This window comes from Amycolatopsis minnesotensis (genome assembly GCF_039529815.1).
Lineage (GTDB): Bacteria > Actinomycetota > Actinomycetes > Mycobacteriales > Pseudonocardiaceae > Amycolatopsis > Amycolatopsis minnesotensis.
In genome coordinates, this window is the sequence record NZ_BAAANN010000011.1 from 227,783 (window position 1) to 251,462 (window position 23,680).

Below are 23,680 nucleotides of genomic sequence, written 5' to 3' on the forward strand. Positions count from 1 at the left end.
ATGTTGATCCTTTCTTTCAAAGAAGGGCATGACAGCGCGGTCGCCGCACTCGAGGACGGCAACCTGCTGTTCCTGCTGGAGTCCGAAAAGGACTCCTTCCCGCGGTACAACTCGCTCACCGCCGAGATACTGATGACCGCGCTGGAACGGCTCGACCGGCTCCCCGACGTGGTCTGCATCGGCGGCTGGGTGAAGGGCAACTGCTCGGTGGAGCGGCAGTCCCAGACCGGCTACTTTGGCGTCGGCCCCGGCTCGGTCACCGACGTGCCCGGCACCATGTTCGGCCACCCGGTGCGGCGGTTCTCCTCCACGCACGAACGGTCGCACATCATGAGCGCGCAGGGGCTCGCGCCGGTGCCTGCCGGACACCCGGTCTACCACCTGGTGTGGGAGGGCAACATCGGCTCCTTCTACCGTGCCGACGAACGCGGCGAGGTCACCCACCTGCGCCAGGTGCTGGCCGATCCCGGCAACAAGTACGCCTACCTGTTCGCCCTCGCCGACCCGAAGTTCCCGGCGAACAAGGGTTTGCTCCGGCTGCAGGACGCGGGCAAGCAGATGGCGCTGACCGGATTCGCCGAACCCGGCGGGCCGGACCGGGCCGAGCGGGAGCTGATCGACTTCATCCTCGCTCAGGACGGGATCATCCTCAACCTGGGCAAGGACGAGATGTCCTGGTCGCCGTACCTCGACATCGGCGTGGAGTCGCAGGCGTACAAGAACGTCGCGGCCAAGCTGTCGGACGCCATCTTCGAGCGCTTCCACGAATACGCGGCCGAGCACCTCACCGAAGGGCTGCCGCTGCTGATCTCCGGCGGCTGCGGGCTCAACTGCGAATGGAACCGCCGCTGGCGGGAGTGCGGGCTGTTCCCGGAGGTCTTCGTGCCCCCGTGCCCGAACGACAGCGGTTCCGCGCTGGGCACGGCCATCGACGCGCAACTCCACTACACCGGTTCCGCGTCCGTGTCATGGGACGTCTACGCCGGTGACCCGTTCGTCGAGGACACGGCCTTCGACCCGGCCGAGTTCCACCGCCGTCCGCTCGACTTCGCCGAAGTGGCGAAGTTCCTCGCGGACGGCAACATCATCGCCTGGGCCGGCGGCCGGTGGGAGATGGGGCCGCGCGCGCTGGGCAACCGGTCGATCCTGGCCGCCCCGTTCGGCCAGGAGACCACGACCCGGCTGAACAAGATCAAGCAGCGGGAGGGGTACCGGCCGATCGCGCCGATCTGCCTGGAGTCGGATGCGGCCCAGTGGTTCGAAGGCTCGGTTCCGGACCCGTACATGCTCTACTTCAGCAGCGTGCGCTCGGACCGGCTGCGCGCGGTGACCCATGTGGACGGGACCGCGAGGGCGCAGACCGTGACACCGCGGCAGAACCCGCGCATGGCCGCCCTGCTGGCGGCGTTCCGCGAAATCACCGGATTCAGCGTGCTGTGCAACACCTCGCTGAACTTCTCCGGCCGCGGCTTCATCAACCGGACCAGCGATCTCATCGAATACGGCGAACAGCACGGCCTGGACGGGTACGTCGTGGAGGACGCGTTCGTGACCCGCCGGACGGCATAGGAGGGGCTCATGGACCAGGCAGTAACGGGGCGGCGGGGCGGCGCGGAGTTCTTCCACTTCGCGGAGCGGGACGAATTCGATCCCGCTCTCGTCGTGGAGGTGCTCCGCGGGCAGCGACTCGGCGTGCTCTTCCGGGACGTCATCCCGGCCGGCGCCAGGAAGAACACCACGGCAAAGTTCTGGGACAGCCCGAGCAGGCGGCACCGGCCGGGCGAGCCGTCGCACTACGTCGGCGCCTACCACTGGAACAAGCCGGTGCGGACCTATCTCGCCGAGGCGGCGGAGGTCCGCGCGGATGTCGAGGAGATCCTCGACGTGCCCGATTCCCCGTGGAAGTCCTTCCGGGACGGGCTTTCCGGTGAACTGGCCAAGGACTCGGCGACCCTGCGTGCCGCCGGGATGGACGGGGCCGCCGCCTGTCCCGCGCTGCTGCGGGCGTGGACCGGCGCCGGGGCGTTCTCCCTTGCGCCGCACGACGATCTGGCGCAGTGCCGTGACCCGCGGCAGGCCGGTTTCGAGATCCAGCGGGCGGTGGACCGCGAGATCTGCGCGGTGAACATGTGCGTCGAGCACGAGGAGGGCGGTCGGCTGGTGCTGTGGGACATCAGGCCGGACGACGAATGCCGGGCACGGCTGGGACTCGAGCACACCGGATTCGGTTACCCCGCCGAACTGCTCGAACCCTTCGACGAACTCCGGCTCGACATCCGCCAGGGTGACGTCTACGTCTTCAACGGCGCCCACGTCCACGCCGTCGACGAAACACACGGCAACCGGACCAACATCTCCTTTCTGATGGGTTTCGTCGACGAGCGGACGGTCGTCACCTGGACGTGAGCACGCGCTCCGGATCCGATCACCATGCGACGGGAAGCCGGTCGACGCCGTGCACGGCCGTCATGCTGCGGAAGGGAATGTCCGCCGGATCGAGATCGAGCCGGAGCCGGGGGAAACGCCGTAGCAACGCCGGCAGCGCGATCCGGAGTTCCAATCTGGCCAGCGGCGCGCCGATGCAGTGGTGGATGCCGTGGCCGAAAGCCACGTGACCGACCGGTTTCCGGGAAATGTCGAAATCGTCCGGGGCGGGGGAGAGACCGGGGTCCCGGTTGGCCATCGGCAGCGACGGGACCACCAGATCGCCGGTGCGCATTTCCCGCCCGCCGACGACGGTGTCCGCGGTGACGGTCCGGGGCAGGCCGGAGTGCACCGGGGTGAGGAAGCGGAGCAGTTCTTCGACAGCATCGTCGACACACTGGGGCTCGTCGCGGATCGCGGCCAGCTGCCCCGGATGTTCGAGCAGGAGCGCGGTGCCCGCGCCCAGTGCGCTGGCGGTGGTCTCATGTCCCGCGATCAGCAGCACGAGGGCGATACCGACCAGTTCGTCGTGGCTGACGTCCTCGTCGTGTTCGCGGATCAGCATGCCGATCAGGTCGGCACCGGGAGCACCGCGATGCCGGTCGACGAGTTCGCTCAGGTAGGAGCGCAGCGCGAGGAACGCTTCGAACCGCTCTTGCCGTGAGGCGGTGAGCCGAAGCTGCACCGCCGACAACTGCTGGAACAGCTCCCGGTCGGCGTAGGGGACGCCGAGGAGTTCGCAGATGACCAGGGAGGGGATGGGCAGCGCGAAGCTCTGGACGAGGTCGACCGGCGGGCCGGCGTCCCGCATGTCGTCGAGAACTTCGTCGATGGCGGCCCGCACGCGAGGCTCCAGCGCGCGCATCCGGCGCATCGTGAACTCCGGAGCGAGCAGCCGGCGCAGGCGGGTGTGGGCGGGCGGGTCCTGCCCGACCAGGAATGACGCCGCGTCGGCGAACTGCCGCTCGCCGGTGAGGCCGGTTTCCGGCCGCCCGGCGGGATCCGCGTGGCGGGCGAGACCCGCGCTGCTGAACCGGTTGGCGTCGCCGAGCACGGCCCGCACGTCCTCGTGGCGGGTGACCAGCCAGGCGGATGCCCCGAACGGGGTGCCCGTCCTGGTCGGCAGGCCGGTGCCCGCACGGTCGGACAGATCGGGCCCCGGGCTGTAGCGCTCGCGCGACATGCTGACCGGACGCGGCGGCGTCGACGTCATGACTTCTCCCCTCGAACGGCGGCCGGGAGTGGGCTCCCGCACTCGCTGTACGTACTCAGTAAACTTATGAAGTAAGCTTACCGAGTAACGGTCAGTGATGCCAGGACTGCCGAGATGGCGGTCTTCGCGCACATCGAACGGACAGATGGGAAACCCGTGTCATGACATCCACATCCGGAATCCGCTCCTTGAAGGTTCTCGTCTGCGGGGGTGGTATCGCCGGGCAGGCACTGGCCTACTGGCTTGCGCGAGGCGGTCACCAAGTGGTCGTCGTCGAGCGCTTCGGGGCGCTGCGGGCGACCGGAGCCCAGGTCGATCTCCGCGGCCAGGGCATCGAGGCGGTCGAAGCCATGGGACTTCTGGAGGCCGTGAAGAGCAAGCTCGTGGACGAACCGGGCGTCGCCTTCGTGGATTCCCGGGGCAGGAGAAGGGCGACGATCATGGCCAACACGTCCGGCCAGGGGCGCCAGACGCTGACATCCGAGTACGAGATCATGCGCGGCGACCTCGTGCGCCTCCTCCACGACGCGACGAAGAACGACGTCGACTACGTCTTCGGGAGGAGCGTCGACCGCTTCGAGCAGGACGAGGCCAAAGTCGTCGCCCACTTCTCCGACGGCTCGTCCGGCGAGTTCGACCTGCTGGTCGGCGCCGACGGGCAGGGATCACGCGTCCGCCGGGCGCTCTTGCCCGCCGGAACGCCGGAACCGTACCGGCGGGTGGGGATCCACATGGCGTACTGGTTCGTTCCGCGCATCGCGTCGGACAGCAACATCCGCGACACCTACCTCGCCCTCGGCGGCCGGATGATCATGCGCCGGAGCCACAACCCGGACGAGACCCAGGTGTACTTCTCGCTGCGGGAAACGTCGGAAGAAGCGTCGGGCATCCACCGAGAGCCGGTCGAACGCCAGAAGCGGTTCTGGGCCGACCGGTTCCGCGATGCCGGATGGCAAACCGGCCGGTTCATCGAGGGCATGCGCGACACCCCGAGCTTCTACTCCCAGGAAGTCGTGCAGGTCCGTACGAACACCTGGGCCAAGGGACGCGTGGCCCTGGTCGGGGACGCCGCCCACTGCGCCTCCCCCTACAGCGGCATGGGCGTCTCCGGCGCACTGGTCGGCGCCCACGTTCTGGCCGGCGAGATCAACCGGCACCCCGATGACCTGCCCCGGGCGCTGGCGAACTACGACACGACTCTCCGGCCGTTCGTCGACGAGATCCAGGCCACGGTGAAACCACGCCTGCTGCGCCTTGGCATGCCCGCGGGCCGTTTCGGGATCAACACCTTCCTCACCCTCACCGGAGCGGCCACCGCACTGCGCATCCCCGACCTCGTCGCGCGGTTCTCGGCCGAGGACCGGGGAGGCATGTGGCAACTCCCCGAAAGCCCGGAACCCGCTTGATGGACGAACCGGGCAAGATCCACCGGCCGCGGCGCCAAGCCAGGACCGAACGGGCGCGCTGGCTTCCCGGTGCGGGTGCCTCCTGCTGGCGACGACGGGTGCTGGTGCCCGCAGGATGAGTTGCCGGAGCGCGGGGGCCGGCCACCGCTGTCCTCGACCAAGGCGTCCTCCTCGGCGAGCCGCCGCGGTGCTTGGCCGATCGCCGCCTGGGGTGGCCGATCGGCCGATTGGCCCGGACCCGGCGGGCTGCCACCATGACCCGCATGTCGATCAGGAAACTCGCCGGACCGGCCTTGGCGGCCCTGCTGCTCGTACCGCTGGTGCCGGGGACGGCAACGGCTGCGGACAGCCTGTCCTGGCAGCCGTGCCGGACCATCGCCGGCGGCTGGCCCGCGGAGGACCAGCGCACCGAATGCGCCGCGATCACGGTGCCGGTCGACTACGCGAAACCGGGTGGGCGCACGTTCGAGCTGGCGGTGAGCCGGATCAGGGCCACCGGCAGCCGGGACGGGGTCATCCTGGTCAACCCGGGCGGCCCCGGCGCGTACGGCATGAGCATGCCGCGGGAACTGCTGGCCTCGAAGGCCGCGGGACTCGGCGTGCACCACGACATCGTCGGTTTCGCCCCGCGCGGAGTCGGCTACAGCGCCGGGCTGTCCTGCCCGCAGGACAGCACGCCGCCGGATCCTTCCTTGTCCGACAAGGAAAAAGCCCGCTTCCAGTCCGAACGCGACGCCCGGCACTACCAGGACTGCGTGGTGCGGGACCCGGAGTTCACGGCGAATCCGACCACCGCGAACGTGGCCCGCGACATGGACCGGATCCGGCAGGCGCTCGGCGAGGAAAAGATCGGCTACTACGGGGTTTCCTGGGGCACCGCGCTGGGCGCCGAATACCGCACACTGTTCGACGACCACGTCGCCGCGATGCTGCTCGACTCGGTCGTGGCCTCCACTTTCGACCTCACCGCGTTCGACCGCGACCAGATGACGGCGAAGGAGAACTCGTTCCACGACTTCGCCGGCTGGCTGGCAGGCAACGACCGCGTCTACCACTTCGGCGCCACGAAGGCGGAGGTCACCAAGGCCCTGCTGAACCTGCGGGCGAAGGCACCCGACCGGAGCACGGTCGACGGCCTGCTCCTCGGAGCCCGCCGCAAATGGCCGGACTCGGCCCAGCAACTGGTGAAGCTCCGCTCCGGTGGCAAGGCGCCCGGTGCGGCCGTGCCCGCCCGCACCGGCTTCGACTGGCGCGATCCGAACCCGGCGTTCAACCCGGACTAGCAGAACGCGTTGATCTGCAACGAATCAAGCGGCACCCGTGACTTCGAAACGCACTGGCGCAACCACCTCGCGCTGTCCGCCGAACTCCCGGTCGCCGGCAGCCACGGCACCCAGGACGGCCACTGCGCCGGCTGGCCGCTGCCCGCCACCACGTGGCACTTCAAACCGGGTAACAGCCCACTGCAGCTCGTCGGTCACGCCTACGAGTCGGTCACGCCGCTCCCGTGGGCCCACGACATGCGCGCCCACATCGGCGGCTCGCTCCTCACCGTCGAGGACGACATACACGGCTCACTGTCAATCCTGCCCTGCGCCTCGAAAGCGGTCGAGTTCTTCGACACCGGCAAGACCTCCGGCGCGAGCTGCCCAGGTGCTCCGATCCCTCCGGCGGGCTAGGGCGCTGGGCACCGACCGCGATCCAGGAGCCCGCGCTGGTGAGCGAACGGGGCGATGAGCGGTTCAGCGCGGTAGCAAGGAGCCGCGTCCAGGCAGACCGATGCTCCTGTCACGACGGCTCTACGTTGCGGCGGTCGGCGATGCGCGATGCGCGATGCCGATGTGGCGGTACCAGCCGATGAGGTCGGGTCGGTCGATGCTGCCGGGGTCAACCACGGTGTCCGGGTCGTCACCGCGCAGCAGCCGTTTGACCGGGACCTCGAGCTTCTTGCCCGTTCGGGTGCGCGGGATCCCGGGTGCCGCGATGATCTCGTCGGGAACATGCCGCGGCGAAGCGCGGTGTCGGATTGCCTCACGGATCCGTTGCCGCAGTGCCTCGTCGAGTTCGACCCCGTCGACCGTGGTCACGAACAACGGCATCCAATATCCGCCGTCGCTCTGTTCGACGCCCACGACGAGGGCATCCTGGATCTCTTCGAGTTCCTCGACGGGGCCGTAGATGTCGCCGCTTCCCATGCGCACGCCGTGGCGGTTCAGCGTCGCGTCCGACCGCCCGTGGACGATCACCGAGCCGTGGCCGGTCATGGTGATCCAGTCTCCGTGGCGCCACACACCCGGGAAGGTGCCGAAGTACGCGTCGCGGTACCGGGCGCCGTCGGGGTCGTTCCAGAACCGCACCGGCATGGAGGGCATCGGACGGCGCACGACCAGTTCGCCCACCGCGTCCCGTACGGGCTTTCCGGTGTGCCCCAGCGAGTCGAGCGCGACACCGAGGCACGGGGCGGACAGCTCGCCCGCCCACACCGGGGTGGTGGGTGCCGCGCTCGCGAAGGCCGTGACCACGTCCGTCCCGCCGCTGCTGGAAACGACTTGGACCCGGCGCCCGAGTTCACCGTCGACCCAGCGGTGCAGATCGGGCGGGAACGCCGATCCGGTGACCCCCAGCCGCACCAGCGTCACCAGGTCGTGGTCCCCGAGCCGGGCACCGGCCTTGCGGCAGGACGCCAGGTAGCCGGGGCTGGTGCCCAGCACGGTGACGCGCAAGCGGGCGGCCAGGCGCCACAAGGCGTCCGGGCGGCGGAACGCGGGGCTGCCGTCGTAGCAGACCGCGGTCGCCCCCACGAGGAGAGCGCCGACGAGGGAGTTCCACAGCATCCAACTCGGCGTGGTGTACCAGAGGATCCGGTCGCCGGGACGCAGGTTCTGGTGGAACGCCGAGTGCTTCAGTTGTTCCAGGACTACGCCACCGTGGCTGTGCACCATCCCTTTGGGACGCCCAGTGGTTCCCGAAGAGAACAGCACCCACAGCGGGTGTTCGAAAGGGACCGGCACGGGCGCTAGCGCACCGTCGCCGCCGGTGATCGACGACCAGGGGATCGCCCCGGGCACCGAGGCCGCGCCGTCGACGACCACGGTCGCGACCAAGCTCGGCAACCCGGCGCGCAGGCCCGCTATGTCGGCGGTGCGATCGATGATGCGGCCGCCGTGCACGGACCGGGTGGTGGTGATCAGCACGGCCGGTTCGAGCTGCGCGAAACGCGTTCGCGCGGCCGAGCCGCCGTAGTCTAGACCGCACCCGGCCCAGATCGCCCCCAGGCTCGCGGCGGCCAGGAACGCCACGACCGCCTCCGCCGAGTTCGGCAGGTACCCCACGACCCGGTCGCCGGGCGAGACGCCCAGTTCGGTCAGGGAAGCCGCGACGGAAGCGACTTGTCGGCGCAACTCGCCCCAGCTCACCTCGACGGGAGCGTCGTCCTCGGTCACCGCGACCACCGCGGTGCCGACGTCGTCGCGGCCCCGGAACACCTCGGCCGCGTAGTTCAGCGTGCTGCCAGGAAACCACACGCTGCCCGGCATCGCCTCGGTCGCCAGCGCGGGTTGGTCCTCCGGGCGGGCGGGCAGTCCGAAGTAGTCCCACACCGCTGACCAGAAGCCGTCGAGGTCCCGAACCGACCACTCCCACAGCGTCCGGTACTCGCCCGTCAGATCGCGGCCGGTGCGCGCCGAGGCGTACCGGGCGAAATCGGTGATCCGCGCCTTCTCCGCCTCGGCCGCGGACGGGATCCGCAGCGGTTGCCCCGTCATGACGTCTCCCGCGCCGTGAACGGCTCGGCGACCGCGACCGTGGTTCGCACCGCCTTGGCCGCGAGGGCTTCGGGCAGCGGTCGTCCGCCGGTGTCGGCGAGGGTGACGAACAGCCTGTTCCCGCCGTCGCCGCAGCACGCGATGGGAAACGCGGTACCGGTGTCGATCGTGGCGAGCACCGCGTTGTCCCGGACGAGGACGACCGCGTGCCCGGTGGTGGTCGCCACCCACACTCCTCGCGGTGTGGCCCAGATCCCGTCAGGGCGAGCGTTGACTCCGACCAGTGCGGCGATGTCGGCGTAAAGCCGCCGGTCGCTCAGCTTGCCGTCCGGATCGACGCTGAAGGCGGTGAGCCGTTGCGCGGTGGTTTCGGCGACGATCAAGGTGCGCCCGCCATCGATGAAGGCGAGACCGTTGGGGAACTCGATGTCCTCGGCGGCGATGGTGGCTGAGCCGTCGATGGCGATCCGCAACAGGCGGCCCGGCCGGGGTGCTTCGCCGGCGTGCGCGGCGAAACCGACGTCGTCGACGTACAGATTGCCGTGCCCGTCACCGACGAGATCCCCGAGCGGGCCGGTGGCCACGGCACCGAGGTCCGCGTAGGTGGTGAACCGCTCGCCGGTCCAGACGCCGATGCGCTTCTCGTGCATCATGGCTGCGGTGAGCCTGCCGTCGGGCAGGAACCACAACCCGTTGGACGGGGAGTCCAGTTTCGCGGCTTTCCAGCTTCCGCCGTGGCCTGTCCACAATAGACTGCCCTGGGTATCGGACAGCCACAAGGCCCCTTGGTGCCAGCGTGGTCCCTCGCCCCAGGACATCCCGCTGCCGCACGGCTTCATGCGCTCACCTTCCGGGGCGACATGATCCGAGCCAGCTCCTTCGTCGCCGCCTCCAGTTCCGCGGCGTCGGCGGTGACGGCGAACGCGTAGCGGTCGGGGCGGACGATGGCCGCGGTGGCCGAGTTCGCGGCCAACCACGCGTCAACGGCGGGGCCCGCGTCCGCCACGACCGAGACATCGAGTCGCTGCCACAGATCCGCGATCTCCGCGGGCACGGCTTGCTTGCCCACCACGACGAAGTTGTATCCGGTGACCTCGTCGAGCCTCGTGCCATCGCCGGCACGAGGCTGGGGGCTCAGCCTGCCGGCCACACCGCCCGGCTGCCCGGTCAGGCCGGGGCCGAGCGGTGGCCGGAGCGGTTCGAGGGTCCGGGGTGCCGCCAGTTCCGGGTGGCTCTCGCCGATGCCGAAGGACTCGATGAGATTGGCTTGCCTGGCGGATTCGACGATGTACGGGCGAACGTGCGCGGCGCGCTCGCTTTCGTAGGTGTCGAGCAGGCTGTCGGGGCTGGTGCCTCCGACGACGGCCGCGAGTTTCCAGGCGAGGTTCGCCGCGTCGCGGAGTCCGGAGCACATGCCTTGTCCGAGCATCGGCGGCATTTCGTGCGCGGCGTCGCCGGCGAGGAGCAGCTTTCCCGATCGCCAGCCGTGCGCGAGCCGGGCGTGCCACTCGTAGGTATCGGCGCGCATGATGCGGTAGCTGCCCGGCTCGATCCAGCGGCTGAGCGCGTCGTACACCGCCTGCGGGCGTTCCAGCGCGGCCGCGTCGTCCTCGTCCAGCAGCATGAATTCGAACCGCAGCATCGGGGGGAAGATCGGCACGTAGGTGATGGGGCGCCGACCTTCGCACAGGATGAACCCGGAGGCCGCGGGAAGTGCCGGAGGGTGCCGGAACGGATGGATGTCGACGATGAGCGAGCGCTGCGTGCCCTCCAGGTCTTCGACTTCGGCACCCATCACCTGCCTGACGAACGAATTCGCACCATCGGAGCCCACGGCGTAGGCCGCTTTCAGGGTGGTCACCCGGTTTGCCGCACGGTTCGCCATCGTGACGGACACCGCGCCGGAGTCCTGGTCGATCGCGGTGACCGTCCAGCCGAACCAGAGGTCGACGTTCTCCTCGCTCGCGAGCAAGCCGCGCAGCCGGGACTCGAAATCGGGTTGGTGGAACTGGTAGTCGGTACGCCATCCCTGCTCGGATTCCTCGCGCGCGTGGGCGAATTCGAGGAACGGCGCGCCATCCGGCCGCCGCAGGGTCCACCCGGTCTGCCGCAGGAACCGCTGCTCCAGATCGGCCGCGCCCAGCGCCTGCAGGATGCGCATCGATTCGTCGTCGAGGTGGGTCGCCCGCGGGTGGTGGCAGACGATGCGGTTCGGATCGATCGCGGCGACCCGAAGCCCCTGCAGGCCGAGCAGCCGCGCAAGGGCCAAGCCGACCGGCCCGCAGCCCACGACGGCGATGTCGTAAGTGTCCATGACTGTCCCTCTCGTTGTGGCCTTCAGGCCGGTTCTTCGACCGGTCGCGCGATGTGGCTGTTCCCGTCGTGCCGCGAAAGCCCTCTTGTTCCGATGACGACGGTGAGAATTGCCCCGAACAGCGCTGGTATCGCGAAGAGAACGAAGTTCCACTGCGGCGCGAAACCGGCGGCGAGGATCCACCCGCCCAGCGCTGGACCGGCGATCGCGCCGATCCGGCCTATTCCCAACGCGACACCAATCGCACTGGCCCTGGCGTGCGCCGGGTAAGTGCGTGCGATGTACACGTTGATCAGGCCCTGGACACCGAACGCACCCGCGCCGCCGATGAGCACGATCACGGAAAGAACGAACGACGAAGACCGGATGCTCAACGCCGCCATAGCGGTCGCGGCGACGACGAAACACGCGATGATGGGGCCTCTCGAGCCCGCCCGGTCGGCGAGTACCGCGATCGCGAGGCCCCCGACGGTCGCGCCGACATTGAGCAGCGCGAGGAATGTCAGCGAGGAGTCCAAGGGATACCGCGCGGCCTGCATCAACTGCGGCAACCAGGTGTTGATCCCGAAGATGAGCAAGAACGAGCAGATCACGATGACGCAGAACAGGATCGTCGTTCCCGTGTACGGCGGCCGCAGCACAAGACGCAATCCGCCATCCGGGGGCGCGCTCCGCTCTCCCGAGGACTTCCGCTGGTATGCCGGTGATTCGGGCAACCAGCGGTAGGCCACCGGCAACAGCAGCAGCCCGAGGCCGCCACCGACGAGGTACTCCAGCCGGAAATCGCCTCCGTGGAGGAAGACGGTGGCCACGACGGCGGCCAGCGATCCGCCTATCGTGATGCCGCACTGGACGATCGCCGAGCTCAGGTTCTTCCGCCGCGTCGGCGCGAGTTCGAAGATCAGCGGTCCCATGGCGGGGTAGACCGCACCGACCCCCAGCCCGACGACGAACCGGCTGGCGCCGAACAGCTCCGGGTCAGGAGCGAACGCACAGGCGAACATTCCCAGCGACACGACTACGAGGCTGAGCAACGTCGTCCGTCGTCGTCCGTACCGATCGGTGAGCTGCCCGACCAGCAGGGCGCCGAAGAGCATGCCCACGGGGGTGAGACTGCCCAACGCGCCCAGCTCGGTGAGGGAGAGGTGCCACGGCTGGTGCCGGAGCAACAGCGGTGTCGTCGCGCCGAAGGCGACGAGGTCGTAACCCTCCAGCGTCATGACGGCCAGCCCGATCGCGATGGCCCGCCACGGCATCGGGCGCACTGGCGCGCCGGGTTGTGGCGTGCTCACGCACTTACCTCGTGACACGTCGGCAGGCGCAGGAGCCGTTCGGCGTTGCCGTGGCCGATCTTCGCCCGGTCGCGGTCGCTGATCGGTGCCCGTTCGAGGAACTGAACGGCTTCGGCGGTGTCTTCGAAGGGGTAGTCGACGGCGAACATGATGGCGTCGGCCCCGATGGCCAGTATCGCGCCGGCGAGGGCGGCCGGCGAGCAGACACCGCTGGTGGTGATCAGGATGTTGTCGCCGACGTATTCCGACGGCTTCCGCGCGAGTGCCCGGTGTTCCTGCCGGGCGTAGCGCGAGTCGAGCCGCGCGAGCTGGAACGGCAGGAACTCGCCCAGGTGACCGAGGATGACCCTGGCACGAGGATGCCGGTCGAAGACTCCGCCGAAGATCAGCCGGAGGGCATGCCCGCCGGTCTCGGCCGCCCAGCTCCACAGCGGCCCCCGCAGTTCCGGGCGCCCCTCGAGCACGCGCCACGGCTCCGTCGGGGGCGCGCCCGGGTGGAGGTACAGCGGCACGCCCAGATCTTCGAGTGCGCTCCACACCGGCTCGTAGTGCGGATCGTCGAGGTATGCGCCATCGGTGTGGTCGTTGACGAGCGCCCCGTTGAGTCCCAGTGCGCCAACGGCGCGGTGGAGTTCGGTCACCGCTGCCTCGGGGTCCTGCAGCGGCAGCGCGGCCAGGCCGCGGAACCGATCCGGGTGCGCGGCGATCACTTCGGCCAGGTGATCGTTGGCCGACCGGGCGTCGGTCACGGCCTGCCGCGCGTCGGTCAGGCCCTGGATACCGGGTGCGGTCAAGGAGAGCACCTGGATGTCGATGCCGTGCTCGTCCATTTCGGGCAGGCGGTACGTCGTGTAGTCGGACAGCCGCTTCCCCCAGTCTTCGACCCAGCGTGCGGCGGTGTCCGTCTTCGGCACCGGGAACCTGGCCTGAAGTTCCGGGATGGCGAACGCCTCTTCCAATGCGATGAGGTGCACGGTTCTCAACTGCCTTCCGTGTGCGCGCCGGTCATGTGCGCCGCCAGGTCTTCCGGGTTGATGAACGAGGGCGGAGGTGGTGGCCCCCACTCGTAGAGCGACCGGATGCCGTGGAACGACCGCGGGGTCCAGAGCTGGTCGTCGACGATGGCGTCCATGTCGGAGTAGTACTCGGCGAAGTTCCCGGCGGGATCCTTGAGGTACCAGAAGAAGTTCGATCCGATGTGGTGGCGGCCCAAACCCCACACGTGCCGTTCCGGGTGCTCGGCGAGCATGCTCATGGCGCCGCGTCCGACATCGTCCACATCGGACACTTGCCAGGAGGTGTGGTGCAGGAAGTTGAGCGGCGCCTGCTGCACGAGCAGGTTGTGGTGGTCGGTGGAGCAGCGCAGGAACGCGGCCCTGCCCGGGACGACGTCGCTGACCTTGAACCCGATCCCGTCGGTGAAGAACCGCTGGGTCGAGGGCTGGTCGATCGTGCCGATCACCACGTGCCCCAGCGCGAGGGGCCGCACGGGGTAGGTCCGGGACAGCGCGGGCGCCCTGGTGCCGGGCCGGTCCAGCCTGCCGGGACCGTTGTAGGGCGTCGCCGGTACCGGTGCACGAACCAGCCGGGGTTCGATGGTCGCTTCGACGACGATGTCCGCGACCGGTTCCTCGGCGCGCAGGCTTTCCGCGCCCCGCCGTACGGGTACGTCCAGCCGTTCCAGGTTCCCGGCGATGCGGCCGAGGTCGTCGGGATCGTCGACGGCGACCGTCATGCCCAGCAGGCGGCGGATCCGCGAGTGCTCGAGCGCGAACTGCTCGCCGCCCTCGACCGTGGCGAACCTGCCCGGCGCGAGCTGCGCCAACCCGAAGTCGACGTAGTAGCCGGCCGTCGCGGCGACGTCGGGCACACCGACCGTCAGCGACTTCAACCTGTGCAGTGCCATGGGTTTGCTCCTCTCAGCCGGCGACGCAGGTCTGCCGGAGCTGTCCGATGCCCTCGATCCGGGTGACCACCTCGTCGCCGGGGCGCAGGTAGCGCCGCGGCGTCCGCGCGTGCCCGACGCCCGCCGGCGTGCCGGTGAAGATCAGGTCGCCGGGCAGCAGCGGGCACACCGACGACAGCAGGGCGATCAGCTCGGCGACCGGGAAGACCAGTGACGACGTGCGCGCCTTCTGCACGCTCTCGCCGTTGACCAGGCACTCGATCGCGAGGTCGTCGGGATCGGCGAACTCGTCGGCGGTCACCAGCACCGGCCCGGTCGGGCTGAACCCCGGAAAGGACTTGCCGAGCGAAAACTGCGGGACCGGCCCCGCCGACTGCACCACTCGTTCGGAAAAGTCCTGCCCCGCGGACAATCCCGCCACATGTCGCCAAGCCTGTTCTGCCACCACCTTCTCGGCCCGCCGTCCGATCACCACCACGAGTTCCGCTTCCCAGTCGACGAACGCGCTCGGCAGTGCCAGCTGGGTGTCCGGACCGGTGAGGGAGGTGGCGAACTTGGTGAAAGTGGCCGGTGACTCCGGAGGCGCGAGCCCGGCTTCTTCGGCGTGCTCGCGGTAGTTCAACCCGATAGCGAACACCTGTCGTGGTGTCGGCGAAGGGCTCCCCGCGAGCCCCGCGGATGCTGCCGGCCCGTCGGTCGTCGCTCGTCCCCACTCCACGAACTCCGTCCAGCGCTCGAAAACCGCGAGCGGATCGGCCGGGAACCGGCCGCCGCTCGCCCGCTCGACGTCGATCACCTTGTCGCCCAACGCCAGGCACATCCGGCCCGACCGCGTCGTCGTCTTCATCCTTTGCGTCCCTCCACCGTGTCTCGATCAGTGAACATCCGATAATCTCGACAAGTCAATGAAATATCGAGATTTTCTCGCGGATGCGAGATCGGGTACGATCCCCGACATGACTGGCGCTCGCAGCACGACCCGCGCCGAGGACGTCTACCAGCGGCTTCGCGCGCACATCCTCAACGGCCGTCACGAACCCGGATCCCGGCTGCGCGTGGAAGCGCTCAAAGACGATTACGGAGCCAGTAGCGGCGTGTTGCGCGAAGCGCTTCCCCGGCTCGTGGGCCAGGGGCTCGCCACTTTCGCGCCGCAGCAGGGGTTCCGGGTGATCGAGGTCGCTCCAGATACCTTGCGGGACCTCACCGATGCGCGCGTAGTCGTCGAAACGCACGTGGTCCGCGATTCGGTCGCGCACGGAACCATCGAGTGGGAGTCCGATCTGCTCGCGGCGCACCACAACCTCGCGCGCACGGCATTCGCCGATGAGGGCGGCGCGATCAACGAGCGGTGGCTGACCGCGCACGCGCGCTTCCACGAGACCCTCCTGGCGGGCTGCGCCAACCGGCATCTGCGAGAGGTGGCGACCCAGCTTCGTGAATCCGCCGAGGTCTACCGGTGCTGGGCCCGCACCTCGGGCGAACACAGCAACCGGGATGTCGCCGCGGAGCACAAGCTCATGTGCGAACGCGCCATCGAGCGAGACGTCCCCGGCACGGTCGAGGTGCTTAGCGACCACATCGAGCTCACCACGAAACTGCTGCTCGACGAGTACCGGAATCGGCTCCAACGAGACGAATGACCTTGCGGACATGCACATTCAGCCGCGCTGATGCGAGGCCGTTCCGGCGTGGCGCTCGGGGAGAAGACAAGCATCGCATGGGTTTCATGTCTCGATTCTCGCTGGCGCGGACCACCGGCGTCCAAGGCCGATTGGCTCATCGGCGATAACCAGAAGGCATGGTTCACCGCTTCCGCGAATCGCGATCCAGCGCGGGGATTCGGACGGTCGCGCTCGAAGGAATGCGGCCCGCGAGGAGAAGGCTGGGCCTCGAACGTGAGCAGGGTCGCCTGTTCTCGGTAGACGGCGAAGATAACCTCCGGCAAACCGCAACGGCGAAAACCAGCTTCGCGGCATCACTCATCCAGGCTGGGCTGATGTCGCCGCCACGTCCGCGGAGCCACGAGCTGGACGCGGAGTTCGAGCGTGCCCTTGGGTGCCTGTTGCCACCGGGTTGGCTGTCGCAGCGGCAGGGCATCGACTACGGCACCGACTACGGCACCGACTACGGCATCGACGCCGAAGTCGGGATCGATGGCGGTCAGGCCAACCGGCACTCTGGAGTGCGCACGACCCGCATGGTCACCTCCGCACACGCCGATCATGCCCACAATCGACGACGTTCCACCGGGCGGGCTCACTCGTTCGGTTACACCCCTCTCTTAAGAGGTAGAACCAGTTGATCTTTGGGGTACTCGCCGAAGACACCCCAGGGAAGGAGACGAAACATGACCGAGATGTTTGACAACGTGTCCAAGGCCGCTGACGACGCCACCAAAGGTGATGTGCCCAAGGCGGCAAACGATCTAACGGGCGGTCATAACCAAGACCAGAACACCGATGAAATGCATGAGGCCTACCAGGAAGGCAAGCACGACGTCAACATTTCCAAAAAGTTTCAAAAACCCGGTCGACAACTGGAAATAGAACCTGACCAGGTTGCGAGATTTCGTATCGGCAACTTGCGGGCGTTCCTCGTGTTTCCGAAGAACCTCGTCGCGTTAGTTCCGGTCACCGCTCCTGGATCGACCCGACGGAGCCTCAGCGAGTATGCGCCCGGCGCATATCTGCGCCGCCTGCCGGTGTGCGGCGTGGCGACCTGATCGCCGTGCCGCACACCGGCAGTGGCGGGCCGCCGCCCGCGTGGTGATGATCCGCTGCCCGCCGGGTGGCACCTGGCTCTCACCGGCGCATCCCCGAGCGTGCTGAAGCGTTTACCGGCTGTGCCTACGCTGGGCCAGATGGGGACCACGGGCGCACCCGGCGCGCATCACATACCCGATCCCGTCGTCCTCCACGAAAGTGCGGAGTTTCTGAGCGGCCATCGGCGTCGTCACCGGTGATCCACGGCGGGATCCTCTCATCGACGATCATGTCGGCGAGTTACTCTTCCGGTACAATAGATGCGGGCATAGGCCAACGCGCACCCGCCCGGAGCCGTGTACGAGCAGTAGACCGTGTTCACACCGCTGGCGACCCGCCCAGCGCAGCCCGGGTATTGCCGTTTGGCGTCGCCCCCTGATCCTCTTGCCGCACAACATGATGATCCTGAGGCGGCTGCCTGACCAGCCAAGATCATCTATGTGCTGCTGCCGTACTAACCGGCAGTTCGTGACACCAAGCGGCGCTCGATGACATAGAGAACAGGGACTGTTGATCCTTGGGGCCAGTGTTCGAGCTTCGGGCGGCCCAAAAGTGAGGGCCGTCGGGCCACGGCACGGCGAATGGCTTCGCCTGCCTCACGCTTTGGCGAGCGCGTCTGCCGTGTGCCGATCGCGTGCGGCGACGCGATACCGACCTTGAATTCTGGCATCCTCCGGCGCGTTCCCCGATCTCACCCGCTGGCCGGTGCTGGCTTTCAGTACTTCACGCGGGCGGTCACCGAGCGGTGCTGGGAGTACTTTCCACCGGTCATCGCCTCGGTGACGGTGGCGACGCCGGTGAAGCCACCGCCGCCCTTGGCGAGCAGGAAGTCGATTCGGTGTTCGCCAAAGGTGTTGTCCGCCTTGGTGCAGACCCGCCCGCCGCACTTCTCCGCGATCGGATCCCGGAAACCATATCCGCGGGCCCTGTTCCACCAGTCCGCCCTGCCGGTGGTCGCGTTGGTGTCACCGGCGACGATCCGCAGTGTGCCGCCCAGACGGTCGACCGCCTGGTTCGCCTCGCTAATGTTCTCGCCCGCACAGTCGGGACCGTGCCACTTGCCGGTCGGCCAATGGATCGACGCGACCGTCACGTCCTTGTCCGCGAGCTTGTCGTGGAGCCGGACCGCGATGTTGTGCACCCGGTCCTGGCTGGTTTTCGTCGGCGTGAGATTCCGGCACTCCCCGGTCCCCTTCTCCGGATTCGCCGGCGCGTCAGAACGCCATCGTGTCGCTCCCTTGTAGGTCAGCCTGTCGGATCGGTAGATCACGGCGTTGGTCTGCTGGTTCTTCATCTTCCCGCAGGTACTCGTGTAGCCCATCGAACCTGGCTCCGCTATCGCGATCTTGCCCGCATAAGTTCCCGGAAGCTCATCGGACAGCCGCCGGGTGAACGCGTTCAGCTGCCCGATGTCGGAGATCTGCTGAATCGTGAAGACGTCCGGGCTGACGGACTGCTTTTTCAGATAAGCGAGGAAACGATCGTAGAGATACCCGTCAGCACAGGACGCGGGCAGCAGGTTCTCGATATTGTTGTCATACACGACGAGATGATCACGCGAGGAATTCACCTCGGCCTGCGCGGCCTGCGCTCCACTGATCGCCAGCGTCGCGCCGGCAGTCAGCGCCACCGTGAGAAGACCACGAGCCAAACCATTCCGAAAGCAGACTGTCATCCGAAACCCCTCCCCGGCCATAGCGTAATTCTCGAGAAAACGAGTGTGACACATCCCGGCGACCTTGTCACATCCAGCATGCTTCGATAGAGGACAGGAACTGACCCTTATGGCTGGCAGGGTGGTCTCCATCATCCCCATGGAGCCCGGAGGTCGAGCGATGTACGCACCCGCCCAGCACGACGAGGTCACTGGCTTGGTCAACTACCTCGACGAGCAGCTCACGGCCATCCGTGCCGCTGCGTTCGGCTTGACCGGGGAGCAGGCGCGCGAGACGCCGTGCCGGAGTGCGCTGTCGGTCGGGGGCATCATCAAGCACGCGGCCTGGGTCATGCGGGTTGCGTTGGAGCGGTTACGAACCGAGGTCACCGAGCAGCCGGTCGACGCGGCGGCGTACGCCGTGTTCACCGACAGCTTCGCCGTGCGCGATGACGAGACCGTGGCCGGGACCATCGAGGAGTTCGACCGGGTGCGGGATCAGCTGCTGGCCGCGGTCGCCGCGACCGATCCGGCCGGTGGCACCATGGCGCCTCCCGCGCCGTGGCACGGGATCTTCGACGCCAGGCCGATTCGCGCGCGCTACTTCCTGGTGCACTTGATCGAGGAGTGTGCCCGGCATGCGGGGCACGCCGACATCATCCGCGAGCAGATCGACGGTGTGGCGGTGCCGACGCTGGTGCTCACCCTGGCCGGGGCGAACGCCAACGACTTCTTCCAGCCGTACCAGCCGGGTCCTGGCACCCTCCTGGCGTGAGGCACGACGCCAGTCTGCACTACCGCAGCGGATCGGGGCGGTGGCGGTGCGGGCACTTGGGCGGACAGTGGTGGTTGCTCGCCCTGCTTCGACCGGCCAGGAGTCAGCGCGGGCCGCGGCGGGTCAACGGCTGCATGCGTCGTCCACGGCATCCGTTACCGGCGTGGACGCGGGTGTGAACCGTGGTCAGGCGGCGTCGTCCGCGACGAGGACCGGGTTGAGGTGGTCGACAAGTGGGCGGAGTGTTTTGCGGATGGGGCTCCGCCCGCGCTGCCGCGCCAGGCCCGGGCCAGGTAGTCGGCTGCCTTGTTCTCACAGAAAATCACGTCGGCTGGCGCAGGTGGACGATCGATGGGCTCGGCGGCGACACCCGGCTACCAGGTCACCCGGCGCCACGTTGACGGACGTTTCGCTCGCGAAACGTCCGTCAACTGGACGATGGCTGACTCCTGCCCGCCCGGTCGGCTTTCAGTCCTTTGTGGATTTAGGCGAGGACGCCGCCGACGCCGCCCAGTGCCTGCAGTGCGTGCTGGGAAAACCGCCATAGCAGGCCGTTCTTGGTGCTGACGTAGAGCCAGCCCCGGTCCAGCGCGAGCCCGTGGGGTTGGTCGAGGGTGACCGCTCCGGCAGGAGGGTCGCGGCGAGCGGCAACCACGCGGTGCGCCCCGTCGGCCAGATCGATCTCGTGCAGGCGATGGCCGGTGGGGTCGGCGGTGTAGGCCTTGCCGGCGCCGTCCAGCACCACCCGGATGGTCTTCGTCCCGGCGGGAAGGGTGGCCACTACGCGCTTCGTGCCGTCGGCCAGGCTTATTTCGTGCAGGGTGTTGTTCCGCTGGCCGACGTAGGCCTTGCCGTTGCCGTCGAGGGCCACCCCGGCGGCGTCGCCCAATCCCTCCGCGACGGTGTTCTTCTGTCCGCTGCCTAGATCGACCTCGACCAGTTGCCCGTGGCCCCAGGTGGAAACGTAGGCCTTGCCGTTGCCGTCCAGCGCGACACCGTCCGCGCCCTGGACGGAGGTGACGGTGCGGACCTCGCCGTTCGAAAGGTCCACCGCCAGCAGGCGCGCGCCGTCGTAGTCGGTGACGTATGCCGTGCCGTCCCCGTCCAGCGCCACATCGCTGGCGTGGCCGAGGTTTTTCGCGGCCAGCCGCCGGGCGCCGGTGGTGAGGTCCACCGCGACCAGGGTGTGGGCGTGGCAATCGACGACGTAGGCAGTGTTCGGCCCCGGGGCCACCGCGAGGCCCTCGGACTCGCCGACACCGTCGGTGACGACGACGCAGATCCGGGCGTCGTGGACGCTCGGCAGATCCTCGTCGCGTATCTCCACCTTGACCTTTTCGAAGGTCTTGTCCACGGCCGAGGACGCCATGCCGGAGGTCGACGCGGGATCTTGGGAGATGTCGCGCTGCGCCGCGGACACGGTCTGGACCTTCTGGAAGAGCGGGCCGAGAAATCCCATCACGTCGAACGCCCCGTGCGGTGTCTGTCGTACCAGCCACGGGTCGCGTCCGCTCTCCAGTTTGCGCACTTCCTCCGAGAAGGCGCCGGCGCCGGGGGTGTCGTCGTGGAGCGCGCGTGCGGACTGTTCGGCGGAATCGCCTTCGCTTTCGCCGCTGTCGAAGATCTTCTTGAACGACATGACTTCCCTCCCGATCACACCTGGTAGTAGGGCTGCCTCTGGTCCTGGTAATTGACCTTCTCCGGCTGGAACACCCGATGTTCCCCGACCCGGACGGCGACGATGTCCGCCGTGCCCTTCTGCAGGAACTTCCGGCCCTGGTCGGCCAGGTCGAAGCCGTTGTCGGCTTCACGCTCGCCGAGCGGCCAGGCGATCACCTGGGAATACCTCGGCTCCTTCGCCTGCGGAGGGGTCTTCGCGACCGGCACCGGCTCGGGGTAGTACAACGCGACCCACCCGCCGAAGGTGACCGGGATTTCGTAGCTGAAGGTCCTTATCTGCCGCCGGGTGGTGGCCAGCACGTCCACCCTGCTGGGGACCTTCACACTGATCGAGGAGGTGTGCTTCCACTGGGTGGTCAGCGAACCGCTGGTGGAGGCGGTGATCCCGAGCATCAGCTGCGCGGACAGCTCTCCCGTGCCGGTGGCCGAACCGGTGGCCGTGGTCGTGTCCGTGGTCTGCGACTGGGACTCGTTGTCGACGCCCTGGTTGTCCTTGCTGTTCTTCAAGGTGCTCTTCTGGGACTGGTTCGACGCCATGGCCTTCTGCAGCTGCTGCTGCAGCGAGGCGGTGGACTTCGCCCCGAAGGTCAGTTGCAGCTGGCCTTGGAGCTGCCAGCTGATGGTGTTCGAGATCGAGAACTCGACGGTGTCGGTCGCGGTGACGTCGATCGGGTCGGTGCCGTTGATGTAGGTCTGCTTGGACAGCATGTCGGGAGGGGGCTGTTCGATATCACTTCGCTCCTCGATGAGCGGGACGCCCAGGTTGAAGTAGGCGCGCCAGCCACGCTCCTTCGCGGTTTGCTCCGCCGACGGGAAATCGCCGTGCCGGATCTCGTTCAAGCAGAATCCGGGGGCCTGTCACGATTTTTGTGTAAGCCGAAGGTGACTTGCTTACATTTTATGTTATCAGAAAGGTAGTCGTCCTGGGAAGAGGTTGACCAGAGTGTTAAGTGCTACTTTCCAGCCGTGTGTTCCGGTGCCTGAATGTCCTCCTCGTCGACTGGATATGTTCCGCAATCCGAGATAGAGAAGTTTCATTGCAGCGTCTTTGTCGGGGAAGTGGCCGCGGTTCTTAGTTATTTTTCGAAGTTGAAAGTTTATCGACTCGATCGCGTTGGTCGTGTATACGACTTTCCGTAACTCGGGTGGGTAGTCGAGGAAAGGGGTGAATTCGTCCCAGGCGTTGCGCCAGACATCGACCGCGCCGGGGTATTGCTGGCCGTGCTGTTTGGCGAAGTCGCCCAGGGCGAGTTCCGCCGCTTCCACCGTCGGTGCCGTGTAGATTTCCCGCATCGCCTTGGCCAGGGTTTTCCGATCCCTGTAGGACACGAACCGCATGGCGTTGCGGATCACGTGCACGACACACGTCTGGACGACAACCTCGGGAAAGGTCACCCGGATCGCGTCGGGCAGGCCGGTGAGACCGTCACAACAGGCGATCAGGACGTCCTTGACACCTCGGTTGCGCAGGTCGGACAGGACCTTGGCCCAGAACTTCGCGCCCTCGGTGTCGGCGATCCAGCAGCCCAGGGCATGCTTACGGCCGTCTACGTCCACGCCGATGGCCAGGTAGGCCACCTTGGTGGTGACCACGCCACTGTCCTTGACGCGGATCCGGATCCCGTCCACATACAGGATCGGGTAGACCTCATCGAGAGGGCGTGACTGCCACGCCCTGATCTCGTCGACCACCACGTCGGTGACATTCGAAATCAGTTCCCGAGAAGCATTAACGCCATACACCTCCCGCAGATGCGCCTCGATATCACGGGTGGTCATACCCCGCGAATACAGAGACAGGATCATTTCGTCGATATTGCCGATCCTGCGAGCGCGCTTCGGCACGATAACAGGCTCGAATGACGAGTTCCGATCACGCGGAACGTCGATCTCAACCGGGCCATTCATCGTGGACACCGTCTTTCGGGTCTTCCCGTTCCGGGAATTCCCCGTGCCCCACCCCTCAGCGGCGCCAGGCTCGTAACCGAGATGATCAGTCAGCTCGGTCTCCAGAGCCCGTTCCAGCACCGCCGCGGTCATCTGGTTCAACAACCCCTCAGCACCATCCAGCGGCGTTCCTGCCGCCTTCGCATCCTTGATCAACGCGTCGATCGCGGCCGGCGAGAGCGCAGCCGCCAACCGCTGCGCTGCCGCCTCGTCACCCTGACGAGGCGATGTGTTCTGCGTCACGTGCAGTCCCTTCCGGCTAGCCAACTGACCAACCGATCTTCGTGCACCTTCAGCTCACACAGTTCGCATGACACGCCCGAATCCGGTGGGTTGGATCGGTTTCCCGCCACCCTCCGGGGTCTTCTTGAAATACGCTCCCATCCGCTCGAGGATGTCATCGGCCTTGGCGGCGATTTCCAGCTCCTCCTGGTTCCGCGCGGTCAGCGGGTGGCGCATGAACACATCGCCCAGATAGGCGTGGCCCACCTCGTTCTTCGCACTGTCCTTTCCCACGGATGTCGGCCCTCCTCGTCTCGTGAA

22 protein-coding genes are annotated in these 23,680 nt (G+C 67.6%); 9 read left to right on the plus strand and 13 right to left on the minus strand.

The window, feature by feature from the left end:
• Both ABD256_RS16105 and ABD256_RS16110 read left to right on the plus strand, forming a co-directional pair.
• Positions 1–1,569 carry a carbamoyltransferase C-terminal domain-containing protein gene (locus ABD256_RS16105; RefSeq protein WP_344418462.1) on the plus strand — a complete coding sequence of 523 codons (1,569 nt, stop codon included), beginning with the start codon at positions 1–3 and terminating at the stop codon, positions 1,567–1,569.
• A 9-nt stretch (positions 1,570–1,578) separates the two neighbouring features.
• Positions 1,579–2,406 (plus strand): 2OG-Fe(II)-dependent halogenase WelO5 family protein, encoded by an 828-nt coding sequence (locus ABD256_RS16110; protein ID WP_344418464.1) that lies wholly within the window; start codon positions 1,579–1,581, stop codon positions 2,404–2,406.
• 19 nt (positions 2,407–2,425) lie between these two features.
• Here ABD256_RS16110 and ABD256_RS16115 read toward each other — a convergent pair whose 3' ends face one another.
• Positions 2,426–3,637, minus strand: a complete 1,212-nt coding sequence (locus ABD256_RS16115) for a cytochrome P450 (RefSeq protein ID WP_344418466.1) — start codon at positions 3,635–3,637, stop codon at positions 2,426–2,428.
• A 188-nt stretch (positions 3,638–3,825) separates the two neighbouring features.
• On the opposite strand from ABD256_RS16115, the gene ABD256_RS16120 reads away from it, so the two are divergent.
• From ABD256_RS16120 to ABD256_RS16130, 3 genes are all read left to right on the plus strand, one after another.
• A complete protein-coding gene (locus ABD256_RS16120; RefSeq protein WP_344418468.1) occupies positions 3,826–5,043 on the plus strand; it encodes an FAD-dependent oxidoreductase in 1,218 nt (405 codons plus the stop codon).
• A 263-nt stretch (positions 5,044–5,306) separates the two neighbouring features.
• A complete protein-coding gene (locus ABD256_RS16125) occupies positions 5,307–6,326 on the plus strand; it encodes an alpha/beta fold hydrolase (RefSeq protein WP_344418470.1) in 1,020 nt (339 codons plus the stop codon).
• Between the two features lie 9 nt (positions 6,327–6,335).
• Positions 6,336–6,722 carry an alpha/beta hydrolase gene (locus tag ABD256_RS16130; RefSeq protein WP_344418472.1) on the plus strand — a complete coding sequence of 129 codons (387 nt, stop codon included), beginning with the start codon at positions 6,336–6,338 and terminating at the stop codon, positions 6,720–6,722.
• A 120-nt stretch (positions 6,723–6,842) separates the two neighbouring features.
• Here ABD256_RS16130 and ABD256_RS16135 read toward each other — a convergent pair whose 3' ends face one another.
• Genes ABD256_RS16135 through ABD256_RS16165 form a run of 7 tightly spaced genes read right to left on the minus strand, consistent with a single transcriptional unit; the run spans position 6,843 to position 15,166 of the window.
• Positions 6,843–8,807, minus strand: coding sequence for an acetoacetate--CoA ligase (locus ABD256_RS16135; RefSeq protein ID WP_344418474.1), 1,965 nt, complete (start codon positions 8,805–8,807; stop codon positions 6,843–6,845).
• Positions 8,804–9,646, minus strand: coding sequence for an SMP-30/gluconolactonase/LRE family protein (locus ABD256_RS16140; protein WP_344418476.1), 843 nt, complete (start codon positions 9,644–9,646; stop codon positions 8,804–8,806). Before ABD256_RS16140 ends, ABD256_RS16135 begins: the two co-directional genes overlap by 4 nt.
• Positions 9,643–11,121 (minus strand): bifunctional 3-(3-hydroxy-phenyl)propionate/3-hydroxycinnamic acid hydroxylase, encoded by a 1,479-nt coding sequence (locus ABD256_RS16145; protein ID WP_344418478.1) that lies wholly within the window; start codon positions 11,119–11,121, stop codon positions 9,643–9,645. Before ABD256_RS16145 ends, ABD256_RS16140 begins: the two co-directional genes overlap by 4 nt.
• Positions 11,122–11,144: 23 nt before the next feature.
• Positions 11,145–12,413, minus strand: coding sequence for an MFS transporter (locus ABD256_RS16150; protein ID WP_344418480.1), 1,269 nt, complete (start codon positions 12,411–12,413; stop codon positions 11,145–11,147).
• Complete coding sequence (locus ABD256_RS16155) at positions 12,410–13,387, minus strand: amidohydrolase family protein (protein ID WP_344418552.1); 978 nt, start codon at positions 13,385–13,387, stop codon at positions 12,410–12,412. Before ABD256_RS16155 ends, ABD256_RS16150 begins: the two co-directional genes overlap by 4 nt.
• A gap of 5 nt (positions 13,388–13,392) precedes the next feature.
• Positions 13,393–14,319, minus strand: a complete 927-nt coding sequence (locus tag ABD256_RS16160) for a VOC family protein (protein WP_344418482.1) — start codon at positions 14,317–14,319, stop codon at positions 13,393–13,395.
• Between the two features lie 13 nt (positions 14,320–14,332).
• Positions 14,333–15,166, minus strand: coding sequence for a fumarylacetoacetate hydrolase family protein (locus tag ABD256_RS16165; RefSeq protein WP_344418484.1), 834 nt, complete (start codon positions 15,164–15,166; stop codon positions 14,333–14,335).
• A 109-nt stretch (positions 15,167–15,275) separates the two neighbouring features.
• Between ABD256_RS16165 and ABD256_RS16170 the strand changes: the two genes are divergently transcribed.
• From ABD256_RS16170 to ABD256_RS16180, 3 genes are all read left to right on the plus strand, one after another.
• Positions 15,276–15,959, plus strand: coding sequence for a GntR family transcriptional regulator (locus ABD256_RS16170; protein ID WP_344418487.1), 684 nt, complete (start codon positions 15,276–15,278; stop codon positions 15,957–15,959).
• A gap of 158 nt (positions 15,960–16,117) precedes the next feature.
• The gene (locus ABD256_RS16175; protein WP_344418490.1) at positions 16,118–16,621 is read left to right on the plus strand and encodes a hypothetical protein; all 504 of its coding nucleotides are present in this window, start codon (positions 16,118–16,120) and stop codon (positions 16,619–16,621) included.
• Between the two features lie 45 nt (positions 16,622–16,666).
• Positions 16,667–17,041 carry a hypothetical protein gene (locus tag ABD256_RS16180; protein WP_344418493.1) on the plus strand — a complete coding sequence of 125 codons (375 nt, stop codon included), beginning with the start codon at positions 16,667–16,669 and terminating at the stop codon, positions 17,039–17,041.
• A gap of 755 nt (positions 17,042–17,796) precedes the next feature.
• Here ABD256_RS16180 and ABD256_RS16185 read toward each other — a convergent pair.
• On the minus strand, positions 17,797–18,711 hold the full coding sequence (locus ABD256_RS16185) for a hypothetical protein (protein ID WP_344418495.1): 915 nt from the start codon (positions 18,709–18,711) through the stop codon (positions 17,797–17,799).
• Between the two features lie 205 nt (positions 18,712–18,916).
• On the opposite strand from ABD256_RS16185, the gene ABD256_RS16190 reads away from it, so the two are divergent.
• A complete protein-coding gene (locus ABD256_RS16190; protein ID WP_344418497.1) occupies positions 18,917–19,510 on the plus strand; it encodes a DinB family protein in 594 nt (197 codons plus the stop codon).
• A gap of 484 nt (positions 19,511–19,994) precedes the next feature.
• Here ABD256_RS16190 and ABD256_RS16195 read toward each other — a convergent pair whose 3' ends face one another.
• The 4 genes from ABD256_RS16195 to ABD256_RS16210 form a co-directional block, all read right to left on the minus strand.
• Positions 19,995–21,149: a Vgb family protein gene (locus tag ABD256_RS16195; RefSeq protein ID WP_344418499.1), complete on the minus strand. Its 1,155-nt coding sequence runs from the start codon at positions 21,147–21,149 to the stop codon at positions 19,995–19,997.
• A gap of 14 nt (positions 21,150–21,163) precedes the next feature.
• The gene (locus ABD256_RS16200; RefSeq protein WP_344418502.1) at positions 21,164–22,030 is read right to left on the minus strand and encodes a hypothetical protein; all 867 of its coding nucleotides are present in this window, start codon (positions 22,028–22,030) and stop codon (positions 21,164–21,166) included.
• 66 nt (positions 22,031–22,096) lie between these two features.
• Entirely contained in the window at positions 22,097–23,329 is a 1,233-nt protein-coding gene (locus tag ABD256_RS16205) for an IS256 family transposase (RefSeq protein WP_344418555.1), read from the minus strand.
• A 105-nt stretch (positions 23,330–23,434) separates the two neighbouring features.
• Positions 23,435–23,653 (minus strand): hypothetical protein, encoded by a 219-nt coding sequence (locus tag ABD256_RS16210; RefSeq protein WP_344418505.1) that lies wholly within the window; start codon positions 23,651–23,653, stop codon positions 23,435–23,437.
• Positions 23,654–23,680: the final 27 nt, after the last annotated feature.